This is a genomic window from uncultured Nevskia sp., from assembly GCF_903885465.1.
In the GTDB taxonomy this organism is placed as follows: Bacteria; Pseudomonadota; Gammaproteobacteria; order Nevskiales; family Nevskiaceae; genus Nevskia.
Genome location: NZ_CAISIQ010000513.1, coordinates 1 through 12,574 on the forward strand (window position 1 = coordinate 1; position 12,574 = coordinate 12,574).

Genomic DNA, 12,574 nt, shown 5'->3' on the forward strand with positions numbered 1-12,574 from the left:
CCCGAAAAATGTTCAAACTAATCGAACAAACCTGATGAAGTTGCGCTGAAATTTTTTCAGGCTCCGGATACTCGGCATCAATATTCTTTGCTAGAACCCAAGGCTCGCGATCATGAATCCACTCATTCGCACTGTCAGCCAGACCCATAATTTGTGAGATCGCGGCAAGATAGTTTCGATCGTTGTACGCCTGACGAATTGAGCTTGCTGCTTCTATGAAGTACAGGCGGTACCAATCCGCGAACTCATCATCGAAGAATTCCGCCAAGCGGCCATCGAATCTTTTTTCGATGAATCCGGCACAACGGCTGGCAATATTCACGTACTTGCCCACGATGTCGCTGTTCACGCGCGCCACGAAATCATCGAGATTCAAATCGAGATCGTCGACGCCATCGGACAGCTTCGCCGCGAAGTAGTAGCGCAGGTATTCCGGATTCAGACCGGCGTCGAGGAAGGTGCGCGCCTTGATGAACGTGCCGCGCGATTTGCTCATCTTCGCGCCGTTGACGGTCAGATAGCCGTTGACCGATAGCCCGGTCGGTTGACGATGGCCAGCGCCTTTCAGCATCGCCGGCCAGAACAGGCCGTGGAAGTTGATGATGTCCTTGCCGATGAAGTGCCACATATCGGCGGTGGAATCCGGGCCGATGAACTCGGCGAGCTTGGCTTCGTCGTTGCCGAGCAGGGCGCTCAGGCTGGCGAAGTAGCCGATCGGCGCATCGAGCCAGACGTAGAAGTACTTGCCCGGCGCATCCGGAATCTCGAAGCCGAAGTAGGGCGCATCGCGCGAGATATCCCAGTCGCGCAGGCCGCCATCGAGCCATTCGCGCAGCTTGGCCTTGACGCTGGAATGCACGTTCGCGGCTTCCAGCCATTGCTGGACTTCGGCCTGTAGCTTCGACAGCGTGAAGAAGTAGTGCTCGGATTCCTTCAGCACCGGCGTGGCGCCGGAGACGACCGACTTCGGGTTCTTGAGGTCGGTCGGCCCGTAGGTCGCGCCGCAGTTTTCGCAGTTGTCGCCGTACTGGTCGGCAGTGCCGCACTTCGGGCATTCGCCCTTGATGTAGCGATCCGGCAGGAACATTTCCTTGACTGGATCGTAGGCCTGCTCGATGAAGCGGCTGGCGATGTAACCCTTCGCTTTCAGCTTCGTATAGATCGATTCCGACAGCTTCCGGTTCTCGTCCGAATGCGTCGAATGGTAGTGATCGAAGGCCACGCCGAAGGCTGCGAAATCGGCCGCGTGGGATTCCTGCATGCCGGCGATGAACGCTTCCGGGGCGACGCCGGCCTTCTCGGCGGCCAGCATGATCGGCGTGCCGTGGGCGTCGTCGGCGCAGACGTAGGTCACCTCATTGCCGCACATGCGCTGGAAGCGCACCCAGATGTCGGCCTGGATGTAGCCGACCATGTGGCCGAGGTGCAGCGGGCCATTGGCGTAGGGCAGGGCGTTGGTGACGAGAATCTTTCGGGCGGACATGGTGCGAGGGCGGCTTGAAACGAGGCGCGATTATCGCACGCAGGCCCAAGCATTCCGGACACTCTGGCTCAGGTTCGCCGGCCGGCTGAACTGCGGCGGGGCGATCCAGTCCAAGCCACACATGCCCGGATGATCAGGACGATGACGCCTGCGCCGGCTCCCCTCAGACAGGCAGACCCAAGCTCATGAATGATGCAAAGGCCGTTGACGCGGCAACCGGTGGCAAGACCATCAAGGCTGCCGAGCTGTTCGTGCGCTGCCTCGAAGCCGAAGGTGTCGAACTCATCTTCGGCCTGCCCGGCGAGGAAAACGCCGATCTGATGATCGCGCTGCTGGATTCGAAGATTCGCTTCATCCTGGTTCGCCACGAGCAGGCGGCAGCGTTCATGGCCGATGTCTACGGCCGGCTGACCGGACGTGCCGGCGTTTGTCTGGCCACCCTCGGGCCGGGCGCGACCAATCTGGTCACCGGTCTGGCCGACGCCAATCTCGACCGCTCGCCGGTGGTCGCGATCATCGGCCAGGGCTCGACGCGCCGGCTGCACAAGGAAAGCCACCAGAACATGGACGCGATCGCGATGATGCGGCCGATCTCCAAGTGGGCGCAGTCGATCATCGCCGCCGATTCGATCCCGGAAATTCTGCGCAAGGCGTTCAAGCTCGCGGAAACCGAGAAGCCCGGCGTCTGCGTCATCGAGCTGCCGGAGGATGTGGCAAAGCACCAGCTGGTTGGCGCGCCGATGCCGGTCTACAAGACACGCCGGCCGACCGCGGATGCTCAAGCTGTCGAACAGGCGGTGGCGATCCTGGTCAAGGCGAAGAACCCGGTGATCCTCGCGGGCAACGGCGCGCTGCGGGACCGCGCTGCCGTGCAGTTGAGCGCCCTGGCCCACAAGACCGGCCTGCCGGTGTTCAACACCTTCATGGGCAAGGGTGCGCTGACGCGTTCGGACCCGCACAACCTGTTCACCATCGGCCTGCAGGCGCACGACTACGGCAATCAGGCAATGGAATCCGCCGACGCGGTGCTGGTGATCGGCTATGACCTGGTCGAATACAGCCCGCAATTCTGGAATGCCAGGCGCGACAAGCAGATCATCCACGTCGATTTCCTGCCCGCCGAGGTCGATCAGGATTACGCCGTGGCCGCCGATGTAGTCGGCGACATCGCTGGCACCCTGGCCCAGATCAGCGCTGTGCTCGATCGCGATCACTCGGCAAACCTGCCGCTGCACGACATCGGCAAATGGCAGCCGCTGCGGGAGCAGATCGCCGCCGATCACGGCTGCGAACGCAACGACAGCGCGTTCCCGATCAAACCGCAGAAAGTTCTCTGGGACGTGCGCGAATTCCTCAAGGCTGACGACATCCTGCTGTCTGATGTCGGCGCCCACAAGCTGTGGATCGGCCGCTATTACCCGGCGGAAACGCCGAACAGCGTGATGATCTCCAACGGCTTCTGCTCGATGGGTTTCGCGCTGCCCGGTGCCATCGGCGCCAAGTTCGCCGCGCCCGAAAAGCGCGTGCTGGCGATCTGCGGCGACGCCGGCTTCCTGATGAACCTGCAGGACCTGGAAACGGCCGTTCGTTACCGGCTCAACATCGTTGTGATGATCTGGGTCGACGGCAGTTACGGCCTGATCGAATGGAAGCAGCAGAACGAGTTCGGTAAGCACTTCCCGCTTGAATTCAGCAATCCGGACTTCGAACTGCTGGCGCAATCATTCGGCTGCTGGGGCCGAACCTTGACGGCAACCGACCAGCTGCCGGGCGCGCTGGAAGAAGCCTTTTGCCAGCCCGGACCCGCGCTGATCGCGGTGCCTGTGGACTACCGCGAAAACGTCAAGCTGACCGAGCGCATGGGGCAGCTGGTGGCGAAGCTTTAAGCACGCAGCAAAGCCTCCAGCCCCGATTCCTCCGGCCACACCGCCAACTGCGCCAGCACCCGTAGCCGCTCCGGGTTGCCTTCGCGCTCGGCCATCATCGCGACCTGCTCGCGATAGGCGTTCAGGGTCAGGCTGGCGACGCCGGTGTCGTAGAGCAGCTTGCCGGACACAAAGTCCTGCCAGCGCGCGCGCTCGTCTTCGTCGAGCGTGTCCGGGTAATGGCGCGCGCGGTAGCGGAACAGCAGTTCGTCGTAGCGCGCGTCAGCGAAGCTGCCGTGCAGGCGGGCGATGGTGTCGGGGCCGGCATTGCGGACTTTCGCCAGGCGCGGCTTGTCGGCGTCGGCCAGGAAGCCGCCGTACAGCGACAGTTCCGGATCGGCCCAGTCGCGCGGTTCCTGGGTGAACACTTCGCGAACCTTGTCGCGCAGTGCATCGCCGGCGGCGAGCAACTTCGCCTGATTGGCGAGGCAGGCAGCGATATCGATGCCCCAGCGCTCGGCATCCGGGCCACGCAGCGTGGCGAGCGGCGACAGCATCGGCGACTTGTTCAGGTGCACGCCTTTCAGCGGCAGGCGAGTGAGACCATCGGGCAGATCGTCGTTCGACGCGAACACGCGATCACGCAGATCGTCGGCATCGAGCTCCAGCAGCTCGTCGATGTCGCAGCTCAGATCGAAGGTCAACACGCAGTTGCTGTTGGTCGGGTGCATCGCGATCGGCGCGATCACGGCCATGCAGCCGCGCATGGCAGGGATCTTCGACGACACGTGAACGACCGGCGCCATCTCGTGGACGTTGAGCAGGGTTGCGGCGAATTTCTTGTCGCGCAGTTTCAGGGTGTGTTCGAACAGCCGCGGCTGCGCGGTCTTCAGACGTTTGGCGACGGCGATGGTGGCGTCGACATCGCTGAGCGCGTCATGGGCTTTCTCGTGGACCAGACCGTTGGCGCGGCTCAAGCGTTCCAGCTTGAAGGTGGTGGCGCCGTTGTCGCCGACCGGCCATTCCAGCCCCTGAGGCCGAAGTGCATGCCAGAGGCGGACGACATCGATCAGATCCCAGCGCGAGTTGCCGCCGCGCCATTCGCGCAGATAGACCTCGTGGAAGTTGCGATAAAGCAGATAGCGGGTGACTTCGTCATCGAAGCGGATCGAGTTGTAGCCGGCCGCGCAGCTGCCAGGGACACTGAACAGCTCGTCGATCTGGCGTGCGAACTCGTACTCCGGCAGGCCTTCGTCACGGGCCTGCTGTGGCGTGATGCCGGTGATCAGGCAGGCTTCCGGATGCGGCAGCACGTCGATCGCAGGCGCGCAGAAGATCACCAGCGGTTCGCCGATCGGCTCCAGGTTTTCATCGGTACGCCGCGCAGCGAACTGCGAGGGGCGATCGCGGGCCGGGTCGGTGCCGAAGGTTTCGTAGTCGTGCCAGACGAAGCTGAAGCTCATGTGCGGATGCGGGCGGGCGAGGGCGGCGGAATGCGAGACAATAGCGCAGCCTTTCCACCGTTCGTGAACCGCCCGTGCTTGCTACCCGCGAATCCCTGCTTGCTGCGCTCGATAGCTACATTCATCCGCTGATCGGCCGCGGCCTGGTCAGTGCCGAATGCATTGCCGAACTGACGCCGGGCGACAGCCCTCAAGTTTCGATTGAACTGGGCTTCCCGGCAGCGGGGATCGCGGCCGGCATCGTCGATGACGTGAAAGCGCTGCTGCTGGCCGCCTGTGGTGTCGAGGTGCAGGTGCGCATCGGCTGCCGCGTATTGCCGCAGGCGGTGCAGAAAGGCCTGAACCCGCTGCCGGGGGTCGCCAATATCCTTGCGGTGGCTTCGGGCAAGGGTGGCGTCGGCAAGTCGACGGTCGCGGTGAATCTGGCGCTGGCGCTGCAGGCCGAAGGGGCGCGGGTCGGCATCGTCGATGCCGACGTCTACGGGCCGTCGCAGCCGCTGATGCTCGGGTCGCGCGAGCGGCCCAGCTCGCCGGACGGCAAGCGCATCAATCCGATCATCGCCCACGGCCTGCAGGCGATGTCGATCGGCTTCCTGCTCAAGGACGATGCCCAGCCGGCCGTCTGGCGCGGGCCGATGGCCACGCAGGCGTTGACCCAGATGCTGACCGACACCGTCTGGGACGATCTCGACTATCTGATCGTCGACATGCCGCCGGGCACCGGCGATATCCAGCTGAGCCTGTCGCAGAAAGTGCCGGTGGCCGGCAGCGTCATCGTCACCACGCCGCAGGACATCGCTCTGCTCGATGCTCGCAAAGGCCTGGAGATGTTCCGCAAGGTCGGCATTCCGGTGCTCGGCGTGATCGAGAACATGGCGACCCATGTCTGCACCAACTGCGGCCATGAAGAGGCGATTTTCGGTACCGGCGGCGGCGACAAGCTGGCGCGTGAAGCGGGCACCGAGCTGCTCGGCCAGATGCCGCTCGACATGCGTATTCGCCTGCAGGCCGACAGCGGCAATCCGACCGTCGCCGCCGATCCGCGCTCGGAATTGAGTCTGCGCTACCGCGACATCGCCCGTCTGGCTGCGGCGCGTCTGGCCTATGGCGTGGCTGGCGAACTGGCCTTCCCGAATCTGTCGATCAGCGACGACTGATTCGTGCCCGGCCCGCGATGCTGAACCGGTCTGTCAGCTGGGTCTGGATCGCGCTGGCCCTGGCTGGGTGGGGAGGCTGGAATGCCTGGACGCATCGCGAAGTCGAACAGCCGCCCGGCGTGCTGATCGCTGAAGCGCCTGCACAGACAGCGCTGTCAGGCGATGAGGCCGCGCCGTTCGTGCATCGCGGCTATCGACTGACGCCGTTGGCCGGCTTCGCGCTCGAAGCCCGCGTGCTGACCACTGAAAGTTATCGCTTCGACCGGCTGGCCGGGCTGGTGCCAGTCGACGTCGGTCTCGGCTGGGGCGCGATGTCCGATAGCGCCGTGCTGGCACAGATCGAGCTCAGCCAGAGCGGGCGCTTCATGTACTGGCACGTCGCCCAGTTTCCGATTCCCGAGCAACAGATCATCAATAGTGCAGCGAACATGCACCTGATCCCGGCGACGTCGGTGATTGGGCGGCGGATTTCGGCACTTCGGCGTGGTCAGCTGATCCGCTTGCGCGGGCGGCTCGTCGAAGCCGTGGCGCCGAACGGCATGCAGATTCGCAGTTCCTTGCGCCGCGACGATACCGGCGCTGGCGCCTGCGAGGTCATCTGGGTCGAAGACCTCGAAGTGCTTCAGCGATAATCACGTCCCGAAACCCCGCAGCCAGACCGAACCCGCCGCCGATGAGCATCAAGTCAGACAAGTGGATCAAGCGCATGGCCGCCAGCGACCGGATGATCGAGCCGTTCGAGCCCGGCCAGATTCGCACCGCCAACGGCAACAAGATCGTCAGCTACGGCACCTCGAGCTATGGCTACGACGTGCGTTGCGCAGACGAGTTCAAGATCTTCACCAACATCAATTCGACGATCGTTGATCCGAAGAACTTCGACGAGCGCAGCTTCATCGACCTTAAGTCCGATGTCTGCATCATCCCGCCGAACTCGTTCGCGCTAGCGCGCACCGTTGAGTACTTCCGCATCCCGCGCTCGACCCTGGTCATCTGCCTCGGCAAGAGCACGTACGCGCGCTGCGGAATCATCGTCAACGTCACCCCCCTCGAACCCGAATGGGAAGGCCACGTGACGCTGGAATTCTCGAACACCACGACCTTGCCAGCGAAGATCTATGCCAACGAAGGCGTGGCGCAGATGCTGTTCTTCGAGAGCGATGAGATCTGTGAGACGTCGTACGGCGATCGGGGCGGTAAATATCAAGGGCAGACCGGTGTGACGCTGCCGAAGACTTGAATCACTGCAGGACTCGGCACAGCCGGCCAAGTCCTGCGCGGGGCCAAGGTGAGGTTCAAGCTGCCACCAGCACCTTGAAGCCGCCAAAGAACATCCGCTTGCTGTCGAACGGATGCGTGCTGGGATCCATCATGCTGGCCATGCGTGGATCGGCCATGAACGCGGCGTTGATCTTGTCGCGCGCCTCGCGTGATTCGAAGACGATCCAAGAGAACACCACCACCTCGTCGTCCTTCAGCAACACGCTCTGCGGAAACGAGGTCTGCACGCCGGTCTTGACGTCATCGGCGACACATTCGCGGACTTCCAGCGCACCGAGCTCGCGCAGGATCGCGGCTGCTTTTTCGGCTAGTTTGCGGTAGGCGTCCAGCTTGGCTTTCGGAACGGGGATGACGAAACCGTCGACGTAGTTCATGACTGCTCCTCGTTGTGCGTGCGGGTGCTCTGTGGGGAGTCGGCACGGCTGGATTCGGTCGTGCTTGGTTGCTCGGCGATGGTTTTCAGGTTGGCCAGGCCATCCTCGAAATCCTTGCCGATCATCTGGTCCATGCTGACAAAGACGCTCATGACTTTGGAGATGAACGGCATTGCTCCGGACATCGTCCAGCTGACTTCAGTCGCGGTGGCAGTCGGCGCCATCGCGAATTCGACTTGATGGGTGGCCTTGAACGGTTTGATGAACTCGAGCTTCATCTCGACCTTCGAGGGTGGCGAGCTGGACGAGATTTCCATGCGGCCAGTGCCGACCTTGGCGCTTTCCCAGGCGTGCGCCGCGCCGACGCCGCTGGCGGGTCCGCTGTAGCGTCCCTTGATCGCCGGGTCCTTGCGCTCGTAGGGGTTCCAGCGGTTGAACTGGTGCAGGTCGTTGATCAGCGCAAAGATCGTTTCCGGCGTTGCGTCGATCCGGGTGGAGCGCTGGACGCTGAAGCTGTCGGGCTTGAGCGCGGCGGCGATCAGGACGCCGGCCAGAGGCACGGCGATGACGGCGACAATCAGTTTGAACATGGCATATCTCCGGTGGCTTCGAGTGAGGGAGCCGGATCAGCCGGCGATCATCGCCAGGCCGAATTTCCGCTCTTGTCTCTACGTCGAACGGCCGTCAGCAAAATCGACAGCGATCTTGGAGATCTACGAAAGTATTTTCTAAGGCTTTGCTTTGCCTGGAATTCTGGTTTCGGCTGTCTGGCCGGCCAGACGCCAGACGGCGCCGACCTTCCGGATCGCCCAGGCGCGATGCGCAGCGGGCGGCCGCTTGAAATCCTCGTCCAGCGTCTTTGGCGTGATGTCCTCGACATCGAGGCCGTGCGGCTTCAGGTCGTCGAGCTGGAAGCGCTTGCGAGTGCACGAGAGGTACAGCACGCCGCCGGGCGCCAGCAGTTGTGCGGACAGGGTGATGATCTCGACATGGTCGCGCTGGATATCCAGGGTGCCGTCCATCTTCTTCGAGTTCGAGAAGGTCGGCGGGTCGCAGAAGATCAGGTCGAACTGCGGCGGGCGGGACTTGTCAGCCTGCTCCTTGAGCCAGGCGAGACAGTCGGCGCGATAGAAGCGATGCGGATTTTCCTTGGCGCTGCGACGCTCGACATCGACCATGCGGATGCCGTTCAGGCGCAGGTTTTCGCGCGCCCAGTCCAGGTAGGTGTTCGACAGATCGACCGACACGCTTTCGATCGCGCCGCCCACGGCCGCCTGCGCGGTGGCCGAGCCGGTGTAGCAGAACAGATTCAGGAAACGTGCGCCCTGCGCTTCGGCGCGGATGCGCATCCGCATTGGCCGGTGATCGAGGAACAGGCCGGTGTCGAGGTAATCGGTGAAGTTCACCTGCAGGCGGCAGCCGTGTTCGTCGACCACATGCAGCGCGCCACTTTCGCCCTGGCGGCCGTATTGCGAATCGCCCTTCTGCTGACGCCGTACCTTCAGGTGAATGTTCGAGATCGGCACTTCCAGCACCTGCTGGATTGCGTTCAAGCCTTCACGCAGGCGGCGCTCGGCGTGGACCGGATCGATGGTCTTCGGCGGCGCGTATTCCTGCACGTGCACGTGCAGCTGATCGGTCTGATAGAGATCGACGGCGAGTGCGTAGTCGGGCAGGTCGGCATCGTACAGGCGGTAGTTGCTGACGCCGGTGCGCTTGGCCCATTTGCCGAGATGCTTGAGATTCTTGCGCAGGCGATTGGCGAAATCGCCGTCGACGATCTGCGCCGGCAGCGCGGCATCCGGATCGCGCGCGGCGATGTCGAAGGTCAGCAGCTTGCAGGGCAGGTCGCCGTTGTAGAAGGCGTACATCCGCTCGGCGCGCAGGCCTAGGCGTGGTCCGAGGTCCGGCCGGCCGGTGAATACGCCGGCGCGCCAGCCATGGAAGTGCTGCTTCAGCAGCGCCCCGAGCAGGCTGTACAGTTTGACCATCTCGGCCTCGCTGCCCATGCGTTCGCCGTAAGGTGGATTGGTGACCACCAGGCCTGGCGTCGCGGTTGGTGGCCGCATCAGGGAGACATCGGCCTCGGTCAGCTTGATCTTCCAGGCCAGACCAGCCCGCTCGATGTTGCCGCGCGCGGCTTTCAGCGCGGCCGGGTCGAGATCGGCGCCATACATCGTCGGAATGCGCTCCGCGCCAGTTTCCCGGCGCGCTTTCGCTTCATCCATCAACGCGCGCCAGTTATCGATCTCGCAGGTGCTGAGTGCCAGGAAACCGTGCCGCGTGCGCATCAGGCCGGGAGCAACATCACCGGCCATCAGGGCCGCTTCGAGGAGCAGGGTGCCGGAGCCGCACATCGGATCGAACAGGCTGCCGCCGCGGGCAAACACCGCGGGCCAGCCGCTGCGGATCAGGATTGCCGCAGCGAGGTTCTCCTTCAGCGGTGCGCCGCCGGTTGCCAGACGATAGCCGCGCCGGTGCAGGCTTTCGCCGGACAGATCGAGGCTGATGGTGGCCTGTGCGCCATGCAGATGGACGTGGATCTGCACGTCGGGATCGTCGGCGTCGACGTTCGGTCGGCGACCGTGAACGTCGCGAAAGCGATCGGCGAGCGCGTCCTTGACCCGGAGCGCGGCGAAATGGGTATGCGTGACGGTGTTCGAGCGGCCGGCGACATCGATGGCGAAGCTCGAACCGACATCGAACCAGGCGGTCCAGTCGATGCGCTTGGCGCCTTCATACAGCGCATCGGCATCCTCGATCTCGAAAAAATCGAGTGGCAGCAGCACGCGACTGGCCAGTCTTGACCACAGGCAGGCGCGATAGGCATCGGCCCAGGTGCCGCTGGCGGTGACACCGCCGCCGCGCTCGGCGACTTCGCTCAGACCAATGGCTTTCAGCTCGTCGACCAGCAGCGGTTCCAGGCCACGCGCACAGGTGACGAACAGCGGACCGGGCAAGGGTGCGGACGGCTGGCCGGTAGGGGAGAGGGTCGAGGTTTCGTCAGTCACGGCAGGGGGCGGCGTCCGGCAGGGGCAGCGGACGGGGCCGCAGGATTCATTGCAGTGCCATCGACTGGCACGATACTCGCAGCGGTTACACTGCCTCCCCGCATTTTACCGGTGATCGTCATCGACCATCCGATGCCCCATTTCGAACAAGCCTCTGAACCGACCGCTGACCCGCGCTTGAGCCGCCGTCGAGTTCTGCTCGCGGGGCTGGGCGCGGTGGGCGGATTGCTGACAACTGGCTGCGCCAGCCCATCGCTGCAGCTGATTGGAGCGCCATTCAAGAAGCCGGGCAGTCTGTTCGGCAGCGATGGTTATGCGCTGACCAATGCACAGATCGACGACATCCCCTACGCGAGCATGGGTGTGCGCATTGGCAGCAGTGCGCCGGTGATCATGATCCTGGCCAACATCAACGGCGCGAAGCTGCACTGGGCGTCGGCCGATCGGGTGGTGCTGATTACCGAGCGTGGCCGGTTGGTCAAGACCATCGGCATGCCGCGCGATCTGCTCGGCACTCGCTGGACCGGTGCTGATTCGTTGCTGCCGGTGCTGCATCGCGTGCCTGGCACTGAAGACTCGCGTGTCGGCCGCATTATCGATCTGCGCCCGAAAGATGACTTCAGCGTGCCGGTGGAATCGCGTTGCGAATGGCTCGGTGAGGAAACACTGACCCTGGTCGGTCGCACGCGGCGCACGGTGATGCTGAGCGAGCACATCAAGGTCGGCAAATGGCGCTGGAAAGCCGAAAACCGCTACTGGTTCGATGTCGACAGCGGGCTGATGCTGAAATCCCGCCAGCAATACTGCCCGGAAGTGGCGGCAATCACGATGGAAGTGCTGAGACCAGCCATCGAGCCGCCGCCCGACGCGGTTTGAAGCTGTGGTGATCGGCTGCGATTACCAACAGCCAATCAGCAGACCCACAAAAAAAGCCGCTCCGAAGAGCGGCTTTTTTGTTGCTGCGACGGCCCTTAGCGGGTCGTTGCAGTCGCCGTCGAAGTCGCCGTTGCTGTCGAGGTCGAAGTCGAGTTGGCACCATCGCTGGCACCCAGCACGTACACGGCGATGCCGGTAGCGGCGCCGGCGCCGATGGCGATGATCGTGGCGACATTGCCATTGGCAAACGTCGAGGCCTTTTCAACGCTGCCCGCAGCACCAGCGGGAGCCGGGTCGGCAGCAGACACCACGGTCGAGGTGGCGGCGAGCAGGGCGAGGGTCAATCCGGTGACTACATGCTTCATTTTTGTAAGCTCCTGAGAGGTTCGGGCGACTCGGGACGCCCCAGCTGGAGGTGCATCGAGACTGCCGTCAGGATAGCTGTCAGGTTCGGCAACGTCCAGCGCTGAATGCCCTGCGGTAGCAACAACACGCCGCAGCCGAATATTCCGCAGTGGCGCAGTGGAGCCGTTATCCTTACGATCCGCCGGCGCTGTTGGCGATATTTCAATCTTTTGAACGAATTCATGCCCATTGTAAGAACGCGGATCTTCCCGACTGCCTCCGCCTTCGTGGCTGGCCTGCTGATCGGCTGCCTGCCGTGGGCCGCCGTTCAGGCTCAGCTGCCGTTCGATCCTTCGTCGATCGATCAGTTGACGCCTGAACAGCGGCAGCGCGCGCTTGAGGCGCTAGGCACCAGCGGTGCCAGCAGCGGTGGCGCGGTGGCCTCGCCCGATGGCAGTTTCCGCGACAAGAAGTTGTCGACGCAGACCGGGACAGGCGACAACCCCGACGTTCGCAACGACAATAATTCTGGCAGCAGCAATTATTCCAGCCGTAATAGCTATAGCAACGGCTCGAATCAGCAGCGTCTGCCGGACTGCCGTCCTCTCGGCAACAGCAACGGCCAACTGGCCGGTACGGACCGTGGCAATAGCGGCCGCGCCAATGCCAACGCCCGTGGCAATGTCGGTCGATATCCGCAGGCATCCGGTGCGCGACAG

At 63.4% G+C, this 12,574-nt stretch carries 11 protein-coding genes and 1 pseudogene; 6 read left to right on the forward strand and 6 right to left on the reverse strand.

Going from position 1 to position 12,574, the window contains the following annotated elements; all coding sequences use genetic code 11:
• Positions 1 to 1,483 (reverse strand): methionine--tRNA ligase (gene metG, locus QZY06_RS19735; protein ID WP_295687386.1); only part of this gene is annotated, 1,483 nt, incomplete at its 3' end.
• 185 nt (positions 1,484 to 1,668) lie between these two features.
• Between metG and QZY06_RS19740 the strand changes: the two genes are divergently transcribed.
• Positions 1,669 to 3,369 carry an acetolactate synthase large subunit gene (locus QZY06_RS19740; protein WP_295687388.1) on the forward strand — a complete coding sequence of 567 codons (1,701 nt, stop codon included), beginning with the start codon at positions 1,669 to 1,671 and terminating at the stop codon, positions 3,367 to 3,369.
• On the opposite strand, the gene sbcB is transcribed toward QZY06_RS19740, so the two are convergent.
• Positions 3,366 to 4,811 carry an exodeoxyribonuclease I gene (gene sbcB / locus QZY06_RS19745; protein ID WP_295687392.1) on the reverse strand — a complete coding sequence of 482 codons (1,446 nt, stop codon included), beginning with the start codon at positions 4,809 to 4,811 and terminating at the stop codon, positions 3,366 to 3,368. The genes QZY06_RS19740 and sbcB overlap by 4 nt on opposite strands.
• A gap of 74 nt (positions 4,812 to 4,885) precedes the next feature.
• On the opposite strand from sbcB, the gene apbC reads away from it, so the two are divergent.
• The 3 genes from apbC to dcd are packed head-to-tail and all read left to right on the forward strand — an operon-like array spanning position 4,886 to position 7,208.
• On the forward strand, positions 4,886 to 5,968 hold the full coding sequence (gene apbC, locus QZY06_RS19750) for an iron-sulfur cluster carrier protein ApbC (protein ID WP_295687395.1): 1,083 nt from the start codon (positions 4,886 to 4,888) through the stop codon (positions 5,966 to 5,968).
• Between the two features lie 17 nt (positions 5,969 to 5,985).
• Positions 5,986 to 6,600: a hypothetical protein gene (locus tag QZY06_RS19755; protein ID WP_295687398.1), complete on the forward strand. Its 615-nt coding sequence runs from the start codon at positions 5,986 to 5,988 to the stop codon at positions 6,598 to 6,600.
• 41 nt (positions 6,601 to 6,641) lie between these two features.
• Entirely contained in the window at positions 6,642 to 7,208 is a 567-nt protein-coding gene (gene dcd, locus QZY06_RS19760; RefSeq protein WP_022975460.1) for a dCTP deaminase, read from the forward strand.
• 55 nt (positions 7,209 to 7,263) lie between these two features.
• On the opposite strand, the gene QZY06_RS19765 is transcribed toward dcd, so the two are convergent.
• The 3 genes from QZY06_RS19765 to rlmKL all read right to left on the reverse strand — a co-directional run bounded on the left by QZY06_RS19765 (position 7,264) and on the right by rlmKL (position 10,583).
• Positions 7,264 to 7,623, reverse strand: a complete 360-nt coding sequence (locus QZY06_RS19765) for a DUF1428 domain-containing protein (protein WP_295687401.1) — start codon at positions 7,621 to 7,623, stop codon at positions 7,264 to 7,266.
• Positions 7,620 to 8,213, reverse strand: coding sequence for an SRPBCC family protein (locus QZY06_RS19770; RefSeq protein ID WP_295687403.1), 594 nt, complete (start codon positions 8,211 to 8,213; stop codon positions 7,620 to 7,622). Before QZY06_RS19770 ends, QZY06_RS19765 begins: the two co-directional genes overlap by 4 nt.
• Positions 8,214 to 8,351: 138 nt before the next feature.
• Positions 8,352 to 10,583, reverse strand: a complete 2,232-nt coding sequence (rlmKL, locus tag QZY06_RS19775) for a bifunctional 23S rRNA (guanine(2069)-N(7))-methyltransferase RlmK/23S rRNA (guanine(2445)-N(2))-methyltransferase RlmL (RefSeq protein ID WP_367275689.1) — start codon at positions 10,581 to 10,583, stop codon at positions 8,352 to 8,354.
• Positions 10,584 to 10,811: 228 nt separating this feature from the next.
• Here rlmKL and QZY06_RS19780 point away from each other — a divergent pair, with 228 nt between their 5' ends.
• Positions 10,812 to 11,510: a YjbF family lipoprotein gene (locus tag QZY06_RS19780; RefSeq protein WP_295687408.1), complete on the forward strand. Its 699-nt coding sequence runs from the start codon at positions 10,812 to 10,814 to the stop codon at positions 11,508 to 11,510.
• A gap of 95 nt (positions 11,511 to 11,605) precedes the next feature.
• On the opposite strand, the gene QZY06_RS19785 is transcribed toward QZY06_RS19780, so the two are convergent.
• Positions 11,606 to 11,875: a hypothetical protein gene (locus QZY06_RS19785; RefSeq protein WP_295687410.1), complete on the reverse strand. Its 270-nt coding sequence runs from the start codon at positions 11,873 to 11,875 to the stop codon at positions 11,606 to 11,608.
• A 105-nt stretch (positions 11,876 to 11,980) separates the two neighbouring features.
• Between QZY06_RS19785 and QZY06_RS19790 the strand changes: the two are divergent.
• Positions 11,981 to 12,574, forward strand: a pseudogene (locus tag QZY06_RS19790) (hypothetical protein); the annotation flags it as partial.

What these genes read in the sequence shown, in the direction of transcription:
- QZY06_RS19785 (WP_295687410.1), bottom strand. Translation starts at nt 11,875, where the DNA reads ATGAAGCATGTAGTCACCGGATTGACCCTCGCCCTGCTCGCCGCCACC.
- dcd (WP_022975460.1), top strand. Translation starts at nt 6,642, where the DNA reads ATGAGCATCAAGTCAGACAAGTGGATCAAGCGCATGGCCGCCAGCGAC.
- QZY06_RS19755 (WP_295687398.1), top strand. Translation starts at nt 5,986, where the DNA reads ATGCTGAACCGGTCTGTCAGCTGGGTCTGGATCGCGCTGGCCCTGGCT.
- sbcB (WP_295687392.1), bottom strand. Translation starts at nt 4,811, where the DNA reads ATGAGCTTCAGCTTCGTCTGGCACGACTACGAAACCTTCGGCACCGAC.
- QZY06_RS19740 (WP_295687388.1), top strand. Translation starts at nt 1,669, where the DNA reads ATGAATGATGCAAAGGCCGTTGACGCGGCAACCGGTGGCAAGACCATC.
- QZY06_RS19770 (WP_295687403.1), bottom strand. Translation starts at nt 8,213, where the DNA reads ATGTTCAAACTGATTGTCGCCGTCATCGCCGTGCCTCTGGCCGGCGTC.
- QZY06_RS19765 (WP_295687401.1), bottom strand. Translation starts at nt 7,623, where the DNA reads ATGAACTACGTCGACGGTTTCGTCATCCCCGTTCCGAAAGCCAAGCTG.